The organism is Patulibacter minatonensis DSM 18081 (assembly GCF_000519325.1).
GTDB classification, from domain to species: Bacteria; Actinomycetota; Thermoleophilia; order Solirubrobacterales; family Solirubrobacteraceae; genus Patulibacter; species Patulibacter minatonensis.
On record NZ_KI912613.1, the window covers coordinates 1,511,846 to 1,529,144 of the forward strand.

At 74.6% G+C, this 17,299-nt stretch carries 11 protein-coding genes; 6 read left to right on the forward strand and 5 right to left on the reverse strand.

Features of this window, described 5'->3' with window-relative positions; translation table 11 throughout:
- Positions 1-151: 151 nt before the first annotated feature.
- Genes PATMI_RS0106900 through PATMI_RS0106910 form a run of 3 tightly spaced genes read right to left on the reverse strand, consistent with a single transcriptional unit; the run spans position 152 to position 3,315 of the window.
- Positions 152-1,852 carry a hypothetical protein gene (locus PATMI_RS0106900; protein WP_157260653.1) on the reverse strand — a complete coding sequence of 567 codons (1,701 nt, stop codon included), beginning with the start codon at positions 1,850-1,852 and terminating at the stop codon, positions 152-154.
- A 12-nt stretch (positions 1,853-1,864) separates the two neighbouring features.
- A complete protein-coding gene (locus PATMI_RS37875) occupies positions 1,865-2,884 on the reverse strand; it encodes a hypothetical protein (protein WP_036725398.1) in 1,020 nt (339 codons plus the stop codon).
- 2 nt (positions 2,885-2,886) lie between these two features.
- Positions 2,887-3,315: a hypothetical protein gene (locus PATMI_RS0106910; RefSeq protein ID WP_026910348.1), complete on the reverse strand. Its 429-nt coding sequence runs from the start codon at positions 3,313-3,315 to the stop codon at positions 2,887-2,889.
- 240 nt (positions 3,316-3,555) lie between these two features.
- Between PATMI_RS0106910 and PATMI_RS0106915 the strand changes: the two genes are divergently transcribed.
- Genes PATMI_RS0106915 through PATMI_RS0106930 form a run of 4 tightly spaced genes read left to right on the forward strand, consistent with a single transcriptional unit; the run spans position 3,556 to position 8,129 of the window.
- Positions 3,556-4,587 carry an iron-siderophore ABC transporter substrate-binding protein gene (locus PATMI_RS0106915; protein ID WP_026910349.1) on the forward strand — a complete coding sequence of 344 codons (1,032 nt, stop codon included), beginning with the start codon at positions 3,556-3,558 and terminating at the stop codon, positions 4,585-4,587.
- A 19-nt stretch (positions 4,588-4,606) separates the two neighbouring features.
- Positions 4,607-6,010 carry an enterochelin esterase domain-containing protein gene (locus tag PATMI_RS28095; RefSeq protein WP_051471158.1) on the forward strand — a complete coding sequence of 468 codons (1,404 nt, stop codon included), beginning with the start codon at positions 4,607-4,609 and terminating at the stop codon, positions 6,008-6,010.
- On the forward strand, positions 6,007-7,071 hold the full coding sequence (locus PATMI_RS0106925) for a FecCD family ABC transporter permease (RefSeq protein ID WP_026910350.1): 1,065 nt from the start codon (positions 6,007-6,009) through the stop codon (positions 7,069-7,071). Before PATMI_RS28095 ends, PATMI_RS0106925 begins: the two co-directional genes overlap by 4 nt.
- Positions 7,068-8,129 (forward strand): FecCD family ABC transporter permease, encoded by a 1,062-nt coding sequence (locus PATMI_RS0106930; protein WP_026910351.1) that lies wholly within the window; start codon positions 7,068-7,070, stop codon positions 8,127-8,129. Before PATMI_RS0106925 ends, PATMI_RS0106930 begins: the two co-directional genes overlap by 4 nt.
- Before the next feature lie 3 nt (positions 8,130-8,132).
- Here PATMI_RS0106930 and PATMI_RS0106935 read toward each other — a convergent pair whose 3' ends face one another.
- Entirely contained in the window at positions 8,133-10,688 is a 2,556-nt protein-coding gene (locus PATMI_RS0106935) for a hypothetical protein (protein WP_026910352.1), read from the reverse strand.
- Positions 10,689-10,905: 217 nt separating this feature from the next.
- Complete coding sequence (locus tag PATMI_RS34060) at positions 10,906-14,793, reverse strand: Ig-like domain repeat protein (RefSeq protein WP_051471159.1); 3,888 nt, start codon at positions 14,791-14,793, stop codon at positions 10,906-10,908.
- Positions 14,794-15,167: 374 nt separating this feature from the next.
- Here PATMI_RS34060 and PATMI_RS0106945 point away from each other — a divergent pair, with 374 nt between their 5' ends.
- Positions 15,168-15,674 carry an FMN-binding protein gene (locus PATMI_RS0106945; protein WP_026910353.1) on the forward strand — a complete coding sequence of 169 codons (507 nt, stop codon included), beginning with the start codon at positions 15,168-15,170 and terminating at the stop codon, positions 15,672-15,674.
- Positions 15,671-17,290: an FAD-dependent oxidoreductase gene (locus PATMI_RS0106950; protein WP_051471160.1), complete on the forward strand. Its 1,620-nt coding sequence runs from the start codon at positions 15,671-15,673 to the stop codon at positions 17,288-17,290. The genes PATMI_RS0106945 and PATMI_RS0106950 overlap by 4 nt, the downstream gene beginning before the upstream one ends.
- The last annotated feature ends 9 nt before the right edge of the window (positions 17,291-17,299 follow it).

Sequence of the window (17,299 nt, forward strand, 5' to 3'; positions counted from 1 at the left end):
CCGACGTCGAGGCCGGGAGATGCCGGAGACCGACGGCCTCCTCGTCTCCTCGCCGAGGCTGCCGGAACGGCGCAGGGCCCCGGATCACCGGGGCCCCGCGTGGTGGCCGACCCGAGTCGGCGGAGGGCTCGGGTGTGCGCCCGGACGACGCTCAGCCGCGCAGCGTCACGGTCTTCGTGAACGCCTTGCCGCCCTTGGGGGCGACGCGGACGACGACCTTGACCTTCTTCAGCTTCTTGACCAGCGCGCGACCCTCCTTGGTCAGCTTCAGGGAGACGGCGCTCTTCTCCTTCGCCGTGCCGGCCTTCAGCGACACCGTGACGGCCTTCACGAGCGTCACGATCTTCGTCTTCCGCGAGCCGGGGACCTTGACCTTGCTCTTCGTCTTCACGGACACGGCGGCCTTCGTCGCGACGCTCGGCCGGACGAGTGACAGCGTGACTTTGCCGGCCTTCGTGGCCTTCAGCGACGAGGACGAGACCCTGGCGGCGCGCGGCTTCACCGGGTCGGCGGGCTTGACCGGGGTCGTCGGGACGGTCGGCGTGGTAGCCGTCGTCGTCGGGGTGGTGGGGGTCGTGTCGGGCGTCGTCACGACCGGGTCCGGCACGAACTCGGTGACCTCGAAGGAGCGCTCCTCGACCTTCTGCGGGAAGTCGCTGCCGGCCCGGAACCCGGTCCACAGCACGACCTTGTGCGTGCCGAGCGACGTCCCGGCGGGGATCGGCAGCGCGCCGGACAGCGTGCCGTCGTCGTTCGCGCGGACGTGGAACGGCGTGCCGGTGCCATCGATGCGGGCCGTGACGGTCTGGCCGTCACCGGTGTTGCCGGTGCCGCCCGCGACGTAGAAGGGCGTCTTCTGCAGGCCGGTACCCGTCAGTGCGACCGAGCGGCCACGCTGGCCGGAGGCCGCGACCGTCACCGAACGCGCGGGCGAGGCGGTGTCGACCGCGTACGGAGCGACGACGCTGCGCGGCGAGCCGGTGTTGCCCTCGGAGTTCTGGATCGACCCGGCGAGGAAGCGGAGCCAGTGTGCGCCGTTCGCGTACGGCGAGATCCCGTTCGCGCCCGGGGTGTCAGGCAGATCGAGGTAGCCGGAGGCGGCCCCGGTGTCGTCGGTCTGGATCGTGGTCCACGTGCCGTTCGGGAACGTCGTACCCGGCAGGTTCTGGTCGTCGACCTTGACGCCGACGACCTGCTTCGGGCTGAACCCGGCGATGCGGTACGGGATGCGCGACCCCGGGACGAGCGACGGGATGTCGACGTACGGCGCCTGGGCCCCCCAGCCCACGGGCTGGTCGGCCGGCGGAGCGACGAAGACGTTGTTCACGATCGCGGTCTGAGCGGGCCCGGTGGCACGGATGAGGAAGTCCGCGTGGATGCTCCGCGGAGCGTCGCCGATCAGCCGGATGTGGTGCTTGCCGGACTGGACCTTCGACGCGTCCGCGGCGCGGGTGGTCTTGAGGTCGATCGAGCTGTTGATGGAGCCCGTCCCGTCGGCCGTCACCCAGGCGAAGCCGTCATCGGTGTTCGCCGCGCCTCCCGGAGGGACGGTCGGCTGCGTCGTCGGCCGGATAGCGCCGTCGTCGAGCTTGACGACGAGGACCTCGTTCGCGTTGAAGCCGGCGCCGGTGAACGACACGACGCCCGTCGACGCGTCGCCGGTCACCGGCGTCTTGACGAACGTCGTGGTGACGCTCAGCGTCGCGGTGCCTCGCGTCTCGACCGGCCCACCCGGCGGCAGTGCCAGCGCGACGGTCGCCCAGACGGCGGCCAGCACGATGAGGACCGACGTCGTCGCGGCGACCATCAGTCGTCGTGATCGGAACGCGGCGGGCGCGGGTGCGTGCTGCATGGTGCTCCTCAGCTACTTCTTGGTGGTCTTGGTCGGCTTCAGGACGACCTTGGCGGTCGTCGGCGTGCCGCCGTTCGGGGTGATCGTCACGACGGCGTCCAGGCGCGCCCGCGTGCGGAGGACGCTGCGGCCGGTGGTCGTGAGCTTCAGGCGCAGGCTCTGGGAGACCTGGCCCGTGAGGGAGTAGGGGCGGCCCGAGACGAGGGTCCGGACCTTCGAGCCCTTGCGACCCTTCACCGCGAGCTTCGCGGCACTCCGGATCGTGATCTTGCCCTTGCCGACCGCCGCGGTGCGACGGACCTGCAGGGTCGCGACGGTGCCCTTGACGGCGACGGTCGAGCTGCGGACCTTCGCCAGGCCGCTGAGGACGACCGGGGTCGTCGTGCCCGGGGTGGTGGGGCCGCCCGGGGTCGTCGTGCCGGGGGTCGTCGTGGTGCCGCCGGGGGTCGTGGTCGTCCCACCCGGGGTCGACGTGGGCGGCAGGACGCCGGTGTCCGACCCGACGACGGTTCCGATGCTCGGCGCCGCGGCCTTGCCGCCGGTGCCGCACGTGCTGTCGATCGCGATGTCGCGGGCGATGCTGCGCTCGCTGCCGTTCGGGTGCGCCCACGTGCCGGTCAGGACCCGGAGCCAGTGCTGCTTGCTCGTGTCGCAGAGGTTCGCGTCCGCACCCTGGGCGACCGCCGGGATCTTGTCGTCGGCGCTCGCCTTCGTCGCGTAGGCCGCGCGATCGGTCGCGATCTCGCCGCAGTACGTCCCGCTCGCGTCGGGCTGGAACTGGCCGATGCCCCGACTCCCGAAGTCGTCGAACTTCACCTGGAACTGCTGCGGCGCCGCCCCGTCCTTGGTGACGAAGCCGCGGACGCAGAACTGGACCTTGCCCTCGCGGAGCGCGGCGCTCGTGATCTCGAGGCTGCCGGCGGGCGTGCCGAGCTTGTCGACCGCCCCGCCCGGCGGCAGGGCCACGGCGGTGGTGGCGCCGGCCAGGGCGAGCCCGGCCGAGGCGCCGACGACGAGGGTGCGGCGGCGCACGATCAGCGGACCTTGAACGACTTGCTCTTGATGCTCGTCGCCGGCTTCGAGGCGAGGAAGCGCAGCGTGTGGCGGCCCTTGGCGACCGGCCGCGGGATGGTGACGTAGCCCGAGAACCGCTTGTTGCGGATCGGGATCTGGGCCAGGATGTCGCGGTCGTCGAGCTTGATCGTCACGACCTTGCCGTTGCCGGTGCGGGAGCCCTGGGCCTTCCAGTTGCGACCCGTGACCTTGATCCGGCCGCCGCGCTTGACGCTCGTGGTCGACAACGTCACCGAGGCGCCGTTGGACCGGCTGACGGCACCACCCGGCGGGACCGCCTCGGACGACGCCGCGGGGAGGAGGACGAGCGCGGCGGTCACGCCGCCGGCGGCGATGGTCGACAGGAGCGCCGTGCGGCGGGTGGCGGTGGTGCGGAGCGTGGTGGTCATGCGGTCTCTGGTCGGTGCTGGTGCGGGACGGCGGAGCGCCTGCTGGTGCGGTCCGTTCCGCGCGGCGCCGGCGGTCTCCGGGAGGCCCGCGGGACGACCGTGTGGCGCGTCCGCGTTCGCCTGAGACGGAGAGCGCCACGATGCGGACCGCGACGATAGCATCAATTTGGGTATCCTAGTTAGGTCCTCCTTAGATGAATCTGGCGGGGGTCGCCCACCCGTCCCGACGTCCGGAATCCCGTGCTGCTCCACCGCCCGAATCGATCATCGGCCGCGCTCTCCCGCCCGTTCCTGCTGCTCCTCGCGCTCGCCGCGGTGCTCGGTCTGGCCGCCTGCGGGTCCTCGGACGCCGGCGGTGTCGAGGGCGGAACGCGCAGCTACACCGACGCCCGCGGCACGAAGCTCGAGCTGCCCGCGCGACCGCAGCGGATCGTCGCGCTCAGCGAGCCGACCCTCGACGCCGCCGTCGCCCTGGGCGCCAAGCCGATCGCGACGACCGCCGGCCGCGGGCAGGGCACGATCGCCGCGTACCTGCAGCAGCGCGCCGGGAACATCACGAGCGTCGGCATCCTCGGCCAGCCCAACATCGAGCGGATCGCCGCGCTGCGACCCGACGTCATCCTCATCGACGGCACGGCGACCCCGGACGACTCGATCGTCGACAAGCTCTCGAAGTTCGCCCCCACCGTCTTCGTGTCGAAGAACGGCGCGGACTGGAAGCAGGCGTTCGTGCAGACCGCCGACGTGCTCGGCCGGCAGGACGAGGGCAAGAAGCTGACCCAGGCCTACGACGACCGGATCGCGTCGATCAGGGCGAAACTCGGGAAGAACGCCGGCGCGGAGATCTCGATCGTCCGCTGGGGCGGCATCGGCCTGCCGGCGGTCCTGAAGTCCGAGCTCGCCGCGCCCCGGGTGCTGAACGACCTCGGTCTGACGCGCCCGTCGTTCCAGCGCGGCCGCGGCCCGGGCCACACCGTGCCGGTCAGCCTCGAGCGGATCGACGCGCTCGACGGCGACTGGATCTTCTTCGGCGCGCTGGGCTCCGGCGGCGCCGGTGGCGGCGTGTCGGAGACGCCGGCCGACGTCGCGTCCGCGAAGAAGGCGATCGGCTACGCCAAGGACACCCCCGGGTTCACGGACCTGAAGGCGTACAAGGCCGGGCACGTCGTGCCGGTCGACGGCTCCGCGTGGACGAGCGCCGGCGGCTACCTGGCCGAGCAGCTGGTGCTCGACGACATCGAGCGCACGCTGGCCGGCGGGGCCGCGCGGTGACCCTCGCCCCACGCCCCGCGTGACCGCGGCGCCCCGCCCACCCCGCTGGACGAAGGACCCGCCGCCGCAGGTCGTCCCGTCGCCGCCCGTCGAGGCCCTGGCCGCCGACATCGCGGGCGGGGTCGACCCGGCGACCGCCACGGCGGCGTTCTGGGCGGCCGCCGAGATCCGCGGCACCCCGCTCGTGGACCGCGTCGTGGGCTCGACCGGCGAGCGGATCGTCACGTTCCTGTGGCGCGACCGCCACGGGGCGGGCGACGGCACCCGCGCGGTCGTCCTGATCGCCAACAAGCTGACCGACCCGTCGCTGCCCGCAGAGAGCGGGCTCGAGCGCCTGCAGGGCACCGACGTCTGGTGGCGCGCCTTCCGGCTGTCGTCCGCGTGGCGCGGCACCTATGCGCTGGCCGCCGACGACGGCGCGACGCCCGTCGAGGACGCGACGGAGGGTCCGCGCGCACGCTGGCGCGGGCTGGCGACCCGGGCGGCGGCGGACGTCCGCAACCCGCGCACGTTCCCGGGGAACCGGGGCGCGGCGCCGCTGTCGGTGCTCGAGCTCCCCGACGCGCCGCCCCAGCCGCACTCGACCCTGCCCGCCGGGGCCGCACGCGGCGTCGTCGCGGAGGTCCGCGTCCCGACCCGGGTCCCGGGGGAGGTCCGGCGCGCGTGGGTGCACGTGCCGGCGACCGCGGGTGGGTCCGCGATCCGGGCCGCGGCGGACGGGACCGGCGCCGACGGTGGGTCGGCCCGACCGGGCGCCGCCCGGCGGACGGACGCGGCCGAGCCCCACCGCCTCCTGGTCCTTCTCGACGGCGACGAGTGGACCGGACGCCGCGACGCGCCGACGATCCTCGACGCGCTGCACCACCACGGACTGATCCCGCCGACGATCACGCTGATGGTCGACGGCGGCGGTGCGGACGCGCGGACCGCCGACACCGTGGCGGGTGCCCCGCACCTCGACCTCCTCACCGCCACGCTGCCCGACTGGATGCGCGAGCGGTACCCGGTCGGCGGCGGGCGCGAGCACCTGGTGCTGGCCGGCCAGAGCCTCGGCGGCCTCGCCGTCCTGCGGGCCGCGTCGCACGCGCCCGACCGGGTCGGGGCGGTCGTCGCGCAGTCCTCCTCGCTGTGGTGGGGCGGGCAGGAGGCCCCGGACGCCCCGCCGCCCACGGTCGAGGGGCTCCGCGCTCGGCCCCCGGTCGGCGTCCGTATCCACGCCCAGGTCGGCCGCGACGAGTGGGTCATCCTGCGCTCCCACCACGCCCTTCGCGCTGCGCTCGCCGAGGCCGGGGTCGAGCACGAGCTCCACGAGTACGAGGGCGGCCACGACGCGTTCTGCTGGCGTGGCGGCCTGGCCGAGGGCCTGATCCGGGTGCTCGGCACGACGTCGCTGGACGACGCGACCGCGAGGCCCCGCCCGTGAGCGTCGCCGTCGACACCGTCGGTCGCCCGCCGCAGGAGCCGGCCGCCCCCGTGACGGGCCGCCGCGGGTGGGGCGTCCGGGCGATCGGGCTGCTCGCGGCGATCGTCGTCCTGCTGGCCGCGATGCTGGCGAGCCTGGCGCTCGGCGCCCGGTCGATCCCGCCGCACGAGGTCTGGCACGCGCTGTGGCACGACGCGACGACCGTCCCGGAGCGCCTCGTCCGCGAGGGCCGCGTGCCCCGGACGCTGCTCGGGCTGCTCGTCGGCGCGGCCCTCGGCGTGGCCGGTGCGCTGATGCAGGCGCTGACCAGGAACCCGCTCGCGGACCCCGGGCTGCTCGGCGTGAACGCCGGTGCGGCCACCGCGGTCGTCATCGCGATGGCGACGCTCGGACTGACGACGCCCAGCGAGTACGTGTGGTTCGCGTTCCTCGGTGCCGCGGTCGTGTCGCTCGTCGTCTACGCGCTGGGCGCCGGGGGAGGATCGGGGGCGTCGCCGGTGCGGCTCGCGCTCGCGGGCGTCGCGGTGACCGCCGCGCTGACCGCGTTCATCGCCGCGATGGTGCTGCTGAAGCCGCAGGTGTTCGAGCAGTTCCGCTACTGGGAGGTCGGCGCGCTGAGCGGGCGCGACGTGTCGCTCGTGCGGCAGATGGCCTGGTTCATCGTCCCCGGCCTCGTGCTCGCGGTGCTGCTGACGCGATCGCTGAACGTCCTCGCGCTGGGCGACGACACCGGCCGGGCGCTCGGTGCCCGACCGGGGCGGATCCGTGCGCTGTCGCTGCTCGCGATCACCGCGCTCAGCGGTGCCGCGACCGCCGCCGCCGGACCGATCGCGTTCGTCGGCCTGACCGTCCCGCACGTCGCGCGGGCGATCACGGGCCCCGACCAGCGGTGGATCGTCCCCTACTCGGCGGTCCTCGGCGCGGCGCTGCTCCTGACCGCCGACGTCATCGGGCGCCTGATCGACCCGCCCGGCGAGGTCCAGGTCGCGGTCGTCACCGCGTTCATCGGCGCGCCGTTCTTCATCGCCCTCGTCAGCCGTCGCCGGATCGCGCAGCTGTGAGCGGGCGGCGCGTCGAGCTCCGTGGCGGCGTGATCCGCCTGCGCGGCGACCGGATCTCGCTGCGCGTCGACCCGCGATCGATGGTCGTCGGCGGGATCCTCCTCGTGCTCGCCGCGGTGGTCGGGGTCTTCGCGATCGGCACCGGAGACTTCGAGCTGTCGGTGGGGGAGGTCCTCGACACGATCGTGGGGAACGGACCCCCGGGCGCCGACGTGATCATCAGCGAGCTCCGCCTGCCGCGGCTGCTCGATGCCCTCTTCTGCGGCGCGGCGCTCGGGGTCGCCGGGGCGATCTTCCAGAGCCTCACCCGCAACCCGCTGGGCAGTCCCGACGTGATCGGCTTCACCCAGGGCGCGGCGGTCGGGGCGGTGCTCCAGATCGCCGTGTTCGGCGGCGGGACGCTGGCGATCGCCGGCGGCGCGGTCTTCGGCGGCTTCGCGGTCGCGGCGGCGGTGATGCTGCTCGCGCAACGGGCCGGCGGCACGCAGGGGTACCGGATCGTGCTGATCGGGATCGGCTTCTCGACCCTGCTGGCGTCGACCACCGCGTTCCTGCTGACGAAGGTCTCGCTCGAGACGTCGCAGAGCGCCCGGCTGTGGCTCGTCGGCAGCCTCAACGGTCGGGGTTGGGAGCACGTCGTGCCCGTGGGGATCGCCCTCGCGGTGCTGGTGCCCTGCGCGCTGGTGGCCGGCCGCAGCCTGCGGATGCTCGAGATGGGCGACGACACCGCCGCGGCGCTCGGCGTGTCGACGGAACGCTCGCGCCTCGCGCTCGTCGCGGTCGGCGTGGCGCTCGCGGCGGTCGCGACCGCGTCGACCGGTCCCGTCGCGTTCGTGGCGCTCGCGGCGCCCCAGCTCGCCCGCCGACTGACCGGGGCGACGGGCCCGGGCCTGATCCCCTCGGCCCTGATGGGCGGCCTGCTCCTGGCGGCCAGCGACCTCGCCGCCCAGCGCGTGTTCCCGTCGACCCCGCTGCCGGTCGGCGTGATGACCGGCGCGGTCGGCGGCGTCTACCTCATGTGGTTGCTGTTCAACGAGTGGCACCAGCGCCGGCGCTGACCCTCAGCGCCGGATCCGCACCCGCACCGTCCGGACGCTCCTCGCCGTCCGCCCGCCGTCGCGCGTGAAGTGGACGACGACGCGGAGCGCGATCGTCTTCGACGCGAACCTCGCGCGTCGACCCTCGGCGGTGCGCACCAGGCGGAGCGTGACGCGGCCGCCCGCCTGCACCTTCGTCGGCGCCTGGCGGGCGTAGACGAAGCGGCCGCGCCCCGGGACGAGGACGCTCTTCGCGCGCGGGAGGGCGCGGTTCGACGGTCGGGTGTGGGTGGCCACGGCCTCGATGGTCCCGCCGCCCGGGACGGTCGTCGTCAGCGTCAGCCGCGCACCGATCCCGGAGGCGCTGATCCTCCCGAGCGGCAGCGCGCCCGGCGACGGGAGCTCGGTGGTCCCGCCGGCGGGACCGACCGTCGGGCCCGGGACCGGCACCGCGACGATCGGGTCCGTCTCGGCGGTCGTGGTGCGGAGCGGGCCGAGCTCGTTCGTCGCGGTCTCGACGACACGGAGCGTGGCGCCGACGTCGTCGGAGGACGTCGTGTAGGTCGGACCGGTCGCGCCCGTCACCGGCACGCAGCCCGCGGCGGTGCAGCGCTCCCACTGTTCGGTGACCGCGATCGTCGCGGTGCCCTCGTACGCGCCCGGCGTCACCGTGAACCGGCTGCCCGGGTTCCGCGACGCGTTCTCCGGGGTGATGACCGGCGGGGCGGTGCTGCGGACCGGGAACGCGACGCGGTAGTCGACGGTGCGCGCGGGGGAGACCACGCCGTCGGCCGCGACCTGCCGGACGGCGAACGTCCGGTCGCCGTCGGGCAGGCCGGTGAGGGTCGTCGGCGACGTGCAGGTCGCGAACGTCGCGCCGTCGTCGGAGCACTCGAAGCGCGCGACGTCGGCCTCGGTGCCGTCCCAGGTGAACCGCTGGGTCGCGTTCGTCTCCCCCGCGACGGGCCCCGCGACGTCGGGGGCCTCCAGCGGCGGCCGGATCGCGTCGGTCGTCGAGGTGGGCGACGCGGTCGAGCCGGCCTCGTTCGTGCCGGTCCGGACGGCGCGCAGCCCGAAGCCGACGTCGTCGGGGGTGGCCGAGTAGGTGTCGCCGCTCGCGTCGGGGATCGTCGTGCACGAGCCGCCCTGGCAGCGCTCCCACGTGATCGCGGTGCTCAGCGGGGTGGTGCCGGTGAACGTCCCGCCCGCGACCGAGAAGCGGCTTCCCGCGCGACGGGACGGGTCGTCGGGGGTCAGCGTCGGCGACGTGGCGACGACGGGGACCCGGGCGACCCGGAACGTCCGCGACGCGACCGGCGACGTGACGTCGTCGACCGTCACCTGGCGCACCCGGAAGGTGTGGTCGCCGTCGGCGAGCGGGCCGCGCGTCGTGGGCGAGGTGCACGTCGTGTAGACGGTCGTGCTGTCGATCGAGCACTCCAGGCGCTTGACGTCGGGCTCCGTGCCGGCGAACGCGAACGTCCGGGAGGTCTCGCTCGGCGCCGTGGGGTCGCCGAGGGTCGGGGCGACCACCGGTGAACGACCGTCGACGGCCAGGGACACGTCGCCGCCGGCGGCGTTCGGGGCGAGGTCGACCGACCCGGCCTGCGTCCCGGACGGCGGCCCGGCGTAGCGGAACGTGACCGTGCAGGTGTCGCCCGCCGGGAGGTCGGTCGGGCAGGTGTCGGTGAGCCCGAACGGCGCGCCGACGCTCGGCGAGCCGATCCGCAGGTCCTCGCTGCCCTCGTTGAACACGGTGACGACCCGGGGCCCTCCGGTGGTGCGGCGCAGGCCGAAGTCGATGCTCGTGACGTCGAGGTCCGGGACCCCGGGCCCGGGCTTCAGGACGCGGAACGTGGCGGTCCGGTACGAGGACGGGTTGTCGGCGGCGTCGAGCGCGCGGACCTCGAAGGTGTGCGAGCCGGTCTGCAGCGTGGCGGTCGTGTAGCTCGTGCCGCAGGCGACGTCGACGTCGTCCAGGCGGCACTCGTAGCGCGCGGCGCCCGGCGACGACCATGCGAACGCGGGCGTGGTGTCGGTCGTGTTCGCCGTCGGCTGCTGGGAGAACGTCGGCACCGGCGGCGGGAGCCGGTCGATCGTGCCGCGCACCGTCACCGTGATGCTGTTGCGGGGCTGGATGCCCGACCCGACGCCGGCGGTGACCGAGTCGATCCGGGCGTCGCGCTCGAACGACGCGCCCTCGGCGAGGCCGGTGCCGGTCACGGCGATCGTGCAGTTCCGCGTCTGGTCGATCTCGATCTGCGTGCCGCCCTGGCTGTTGCAGTCCGTGAACCGCAGCGGGCTCTCCGGGAACGCCGAGATGTTCAGCCGCTCGCCCCCGCCGTCGGAGGTGTTGCGCAGGACGAGCGTGCCGACCGACGCGTGGTCCGGGTTGAAGGGCCCGAGCTGGACGGGGTCGTTGTCGGCCGACAGGACGGCCCGGGCCGACGCCTGCGGGGCCGCGACGCCGGCGATCGCGAGGCCCAGGGTCAGGGAGCCGGCGACGAGTCCTGATCGGCGGGATCTCCGACCCCCGTCCCGGGGTGCGGGCAGGGGTCGTCGGGCGCATGGGGGACGCATCCCGCGAAGGTCCCACACGAGCGTCTGCGCGTCATCACCCGAGTGGGTGATCCTGAGGCGCGACGACCGTTCATCGGCCGGACACCGCCCCGCTCCGTGTCGGGTTCGGTACCTCCGCGGTACACGATCCGACACGGAACACCCGCCGGCCACGCCGCCCGCCGCGCGGCCGGGCCCGGGACCTCACGGCCCCGGACCCGCCACGCTCGTCCGGCGGTCAGCCGGTGACGCCGCCGGCCGGCGCGGCGGAGCGCGACGGCAGGATGCGGACCTTCGCCCGCGCGACGTCGGCCTTGACGCCGGTGGCGCGACCGGTGGCCTTCGTCTCGACGGTGCCCGGGCGGTTCAGCGCGCGGGCCTTGTAGGTGACCGCGGCCTTCTGGCCCGGGGCGAGGCGCTTGATCGTCCAGCAGCGCTGACCGTTCACCAGCGTCGCCTTCGGGTTGGAGGAGACGTACTTCAGGCCGGCCGGGATCGACTCGCAGACCCGGACGTTCCGGAGCGTGGTTCCGCCGTCGTTGCGCAGCCGGATCTTCACCGACAGCACCTGGCCCGGGCGCAGGGACTTCGCGCTCAGGACCTTCGTGACGACGAGCTCACCGGGCTCGGCGGCCGGGGTGTCCGGCTTGGCCGCGGCCTGCACGACGTAGGTCTTCGTGACCGTCGCCTTCTGCCCGAGCTGGTCGACGACGGTGACGCTCACCGTGTAGGTGCCCACCAGCTTCGTCGGCAGCGCGCCGCCCGCGGCGTACGGCACGACCGTGCCGTCGGGGAGCTTGATCGTCGCGTCGCACGAGGCCACGCCCGCCGGGGCGGTGCAGCCGACGTCGGCGGTCGCCTTGGCGCCGGCCGTCACCGGGGCGGACGGCACCGTCGCCGCGGCGACCGGGGGCCCGAACACCTCGTACGTCCGGGTGACCGTCTGCACGTTGCCGGCCTGGTCCTTGACCGTCGCGGTGATCGTGTGGACGCCCGGCGCCTGCGTCGGCAACGGGTCCCCGTTCTTGATCGGCACGTTCGTGCCGTCCGGCAGGGTCACCGAGGCGGCGCAGCTGTCGAGGCCACCGGGGGCGTCGCACCCGAACGCGACGGGGGCCGAGGCACCCTGCGCCAGGCGCGTCCCGGCGTCCGGGCCGGTGATGGTGACCGACGGGGCACCCGGGACCACGTAGGTCTTCGTGATGGTCTTCGTCTGGCCGATGTCGTCGACGACCTTCACCGTGACGGTGTAGGTGCCCACGGCGTTCGTCGGCAGCGTGCCGCCGTTGCTCAGCGGGACGACCGTGCCGTCCGGCCGCTTCACGGAGCCCTCGCACGTGTCGACGCCCGCCGGGGCGGTGCACGCGAACGCGGCCGTCGGCGTGGCGCCCTGCTTGACCGGGGCCGTCGGCACCGTGAGCGTCGCGTCCGGTCCGGCGAAGACCTCGTAGGTCCGGCTCACGGTCCGCGTCACGCCGACGTTGTCCTCGACCGTCGAGGTCAGCGTGTAGACGCCGGGCACCGCCGTCGGCAGCGGGTCGTCGTCGACGATGGCCGACGTCGTGCCGCCCGGGCGGGCGACGGTCGAGGTGCAGGACTTGACCCCGGCCTGCGCCGCGCAGTTCGCGTCGAACAGCGTCGTCGTCGAGCCGACGCCCAGGCGCGAGCCCGCGGCGGGGGAGACGATGACGACCGTCGGGGCGGTCGGGACCACGTAGGTCGCCGTCACCACCGTCGTCTGCCCGATCGTGTCGACGACCGTCGTGGTCACCGTGTAGGTGCCGGTCTGGTCCGTCGGCAGGTTGTTGCCGCTGGTGAACGGGCCCGTCGTGCCGTCGGGGCGCTGGATGGTCGTCGTGCAGGTCTGGATGCCCGCCGGCGCGTTGCACTCGAACGTCCCGGCGACGCCGGCGTTCTGCCGGATCGGGGTCGTCGGCACCGTGATGGACGCGGTCGGGGCCGCGAAGACCTCGTACGTGCGGGTCGCGGTGGCCGTGCGGCCGAGGGCGTCGGTCACGGTCGCGGTGATCGTGTAGACGCCGGAGGTCCCGGTCGGCAGCGTGCCGCCGTCCGCGATCGAGGTCGCCGGGTCACCGGCGCGCTGGACGGTGGCGACGCACGGGTCCGTGGTCGCCGGTCCGCCCGGCGTCGTGCAGTCGAAGTCGACGGTCCCGACCGCGTCGACGCCGACGCGCGTGCCGGCGGCCGGGGTCGGGATCGTCACCGTCGGAGGCGCCGTGATGGTGAGGGAGCTGGTCGAGGTCGCGGGGCGGCCGTCGTAGTCGCTGTAGGTCACCGAGACCGGGTAGGTCCCCGGCGCCAGCGTGTTCGGGACGTCCGCCTCGCAGCGGTAGCCGGCCGCAGCGGAGCCGACGAGCGTGGCGGGGACGGCCAGCGGCCCGCCCGGCAGCGTGATCGTCGCCGTGCAGGGCGTCGCCGTGGCGGGCCCGGAGCCGGGCGACGTGACGGTGCCGACGAGCTTCGTGGCGTCCGGGGCCGGCGTGGCCAGCGTGATCGCCGGGGCGGCGGGCGTCGGGATCGTGCCCGGGCCGTTCGAGTCGACCTGGTTGGTGTCGACCGTCGTCGGCGCGCCGCCGGGCGTGTCGGGCAGGTACGACACCGAGGCCTTGTTGGTGATCGCGGTGCCGGCGGCGACGCCCGCGTTCACCTTCACGCGGAAGCGCACCGTCGCGACGTCGCCGTTCTGGAGCGTCCCGCCGGTCCCGCCGGTCGCGCCGCGGCCGATCCGGAAGGTCGTGGTGCCGCCGGCCGCCTCGGCCTGGTCGTCGGCCACCGCGTCGGTCTTGGCGCCCTCGACGGAGGCCTGCGGGTTGTCGACCACCTGCAGGGAGCCCGGCACGTAGGCGGTGTTCGCCGGCACCGCGTCCGTCACGGACACGTTCTGGGCGTCCGGGACGGCGGTCCCGACGCCGTCGCCGTTCGTCGTCTCGATCTCGTACTCGAGGACGTCACCGGCGACGACGTTCGCGCCCGGGTGCGTGACGTTGCGGAAGCGCTTCGTCGTCTGGACGTCGTTGAGCAGCAGCGAGGTGGTGACGACGCCCGGGTAGTACTGGTCCTGGGTGGTGTCGAGCCGGATCGTGGCGCCGGTGGCCCCGTTCAGGATCCGCCCCTCGGGGACGGTGAACAGCTTGGAGTCGTACCCGAAGTTGTTGACGAACGCGGGGGTCCGGTCCGTCGAGGCGACGCCGAACCGCGAGATGCCGCCGTTGAACGAGTTGTTGATCGGCGTGGCGGCGTCGGACAGGCCGAAGGTGTCGTCCGCGCCGTTCAGTCGCGCGTGGTCGCCGGTGGTGCCGAGGTCGCCCTCGTAGGCGACGAAGCCCAGCCGGGCCCCGACCACGCCGGAGGCCGGGGCCTGGAAGCCGTCGATCGTGATCGTCTGTGGCGCGCCGTTGGCGATGACGGCGCTGCCGTTGAAGATCGTCAGGTTGCGCCGGGGCAGGGACGCGTCGCGGTAGGCCACGACCAGGGTCCACCCGCCGTGGTCGGCGTTGTCCCGCTGGCGCGAGACCGCGATGCCGCCGACGGTGTAGGCGCCGGAGCCACCGGCCTGGACGAGTGCCGTGACGTCCGCCGACGCCTGGAAGACGCCGTTGGTCGTGGTGTCGATGTCGGCCGCGTCGGCGGTGACGGTCGTGTACGCCCCGGTCCCGGCCTTGATCTTCGCGGTCCCGAACGTCGCCGCGGTGGCGCCGGTCAGGCGCGCGCCACCCCAGTACAACCGGGCGGTCTCGACGGTCGCGCCGGCCGGGACGTTCAGGTCCGCGGACGACGAGTTGTCGGTCGAGGCGTCGCCGTCCGTGTCGATGTAGACCATCGTGTTGCCGTAGCCGTTGTTGTTCAGCGGCCCGTTCGCCCCGGCGGCCCCGACGCCGTTCTGCGCGTCCGCGCACCCCGCCGTCGCGGTGGGGCACGTCACGAGCCCGTTGGCGGCGAACGTGATGTCGCCGCGGACGTTCGCGCCGTAGCGCTTGGTGAACGGCGCGGCCTGCGCCGCTGAACCGAGGACGAGCAGCGTCGCCAGGGCGGCGACGAGTGCGGCGGTGGCGGTGGTCGCGCGTGCCGCCCGGGGTGGGCGTACCGCGGAGGGTGTCGGGGTCATGCTCGGGCTCCTGGGGAGAGCACGCCCCTCCTGGCGGGGCGGCTCCGTTCTCGACGAGGGACGGGGTGGCCGGGTGGGGGCCGTCGTCGCGAACCGTGGGGAGCGGCCGGCACGGCGGTGTTCCGATTTCGGACGCCACCCTAGGCGATTGCGGAGAGTCACACAAGGGTGGGGTGAGCGGTGGGGTGAGCGCGGGTGCGGACGGCGTCTCAGGAGCGGGTCGGGGGGCGACCCGGACCGCGTTCCCATGCGGCCGCCCCGGCGTGGTCACGATGTGGCGTCCATCCGCTTAGGGGCTCCTTACGGAGTGCCTGGGATCGTGGTCGGCGACCGGGCACGACCGCCCGGCCCCACGACCCCCACGACGCTCCCAGATGCCCCGACTTCCCGACCGTCCGCTCGTCGCCGCCCTGCTCGCCATCGGGCTGGGTGCCGCGCTCAGCGCGGCCGCGTCGAACGACGACCCCGCCTCGGCCGGGAGCGGTGCGCCGCCCGGCGACACCGGTACCGCGTCCACCGCGGCCGCCCCGGCGTCAGGGGCCACCACGACCTCCGCGGGGGCGGCCCCGGCCGCGTCGTCCGGCACCTACGCCGACGGCACCTACGAGGCGTCCGGCTCGTACCAGTCGCCGGCGGGGAAGGAGACCGTGTCGGTGTCCCTGACCGTCGCCGGCGACCGCGTCACGGCGGTCGACGTGACGCCCGGGGCGAGCGGCGGGCCGTCGAAGCAGTTCCAGGACCAGTTCGTCGGCGGCATCGGGCAGGTCGTCGTCGGCCGTCCGCTGAGCTCCCTGCGGGTCGACGCCGTGGCCGGCTCGTCGCTGACCGGCGAGGGGTTCAACGAGGCCGCGGAGCGGATCCGGCAGGAGGCGGGCGCATGAGCACCGCGGAGGCCCCGGACGTCCGCGGGCAGGACCCGCTGCGCAGCACCGTCGGTGCGTTCTCCGAGGTGGCAGGCCGGCTGCTCGGGCCCCTCGACCGGCGGCTCGGACGGATCCCGACGTACCGCCTGATCATCGCGTTGCTGTCGGCGCTCGTCGGCGTCTCGCTGGTGCTGTCGGTGACCGACGGCCTGCGTTACGACGTCGACCAGCTGCTCGCGAGCCTCGGGATCGCGGTCGGCGTGAGCTACGTCGCCAACCGGGCGATCGCGCCGCTCGCGCGCGTCCGTCCGCACGGGGAGTCGGCCGTGATCACGGGGCTGCTCCTGTACTTCCTCTTCTGGCCGACGACCGAGGGCGGCGACCTGCTCGTCCTCGCGGCGGCCGCGGTCGTCGCGACCGCGGCGAAGTACGTCCTCGCCGTGCGCGGCCGGCACGTGCTGAACCCGGCGGCCGCGGGTGCCGTCGCCGTCGGGGTCCTCGAGCTCGGCGCGACCCCGACGTGGTGGGTCGCGGGTGAGGAGCTCCGCTTCTACGTCCTGGCGGCGGCGCTCGTCCTGCTGCTGCGCACGCGGCGCTCGACGCTCGCGCTGACGTTCGTCCTGGTCGCCGGCGCGATCGTGGTCCTGCGCCTGACCGGCGACGGCGTCGCGACGGGCGACGCGATCGAGCAGGCGTTCACGTCGTACCCGATCGTGTTCCTCGCGGCGTTCATGCTCACCGAGCCCCTGACGCTCCCGCCGCGCCGGTGGCAGCAGCTCGGGATCGCGGTCCTCGTCGGGGTGCTGTTCGCCACGCCGTCGCTCCACGTGGGGTCGGTCGCGATGACGCCCGAGCTGGCCCTCGTCCTCGGCAACGTCGTCGCCTTCGCGTTCGGGCAGCGCCGGGGCGTGCGGCTGCGGTACCTCGGGCGTCAGCAGCTGGGCCCGTCGAGCTGGGAGTACCGGTTCGCCCCGGTGCGCCCGGTGTCGTTCTCCGCCGGGCAGTACGCCGAGCTCGTCCTGCCGCACGACGGCGCGGACGCCCGCGGGACGCGCCGGGTCTTCACGATCGCGTCCGCGCCGGCCGACCGGGAGACCGTGGCGTTCGGCGTGCGCGAGTCGCCGGAGGGCAGCAGCTACAAGCGGGCGCTCGCCGCGCTCACGCCCGGGACGACCCTGACCGCGGCGACGGTCGCCGGCGACTTCCTGCTGCCGCGCGACCGGTCGCGCCCCGTGCTGCTCGTTGCCGGCGGGATCGGCGTGACGCCGTTCGTCAGCCAGCTGCGGGACGAGACGGCGGCGGCCGCGGCCGGGCGGGCGGCGGAGGGCGTGCGCGACGTCGTGCTCGTCCTCGGGCTGGGCCCGGCGGAGGGCCTGCCGTACCGCGACGACCTGGTCGCCGCGGGCGTCCCCGTCGTGGTCGTCAGCCCCGAGCGGCCCGCGGACCTCCCCGCCGGCTGGACGCACGTCGCCGCCGGGCTGGTCACGCAGGAGGTCCTGCGCGGCGCGGTCCCGGACGCGGCGTCGCGGTCGGCGCTCGTGTCGGGGCCGCCCGCGATGGTCGATGCGGTCCGCGGCGCGCTGCGGGCGCTCGGGGTCCGGCGGGTGAAGACCGACCACTTCGCGGGGTACTGACCCGCGGGA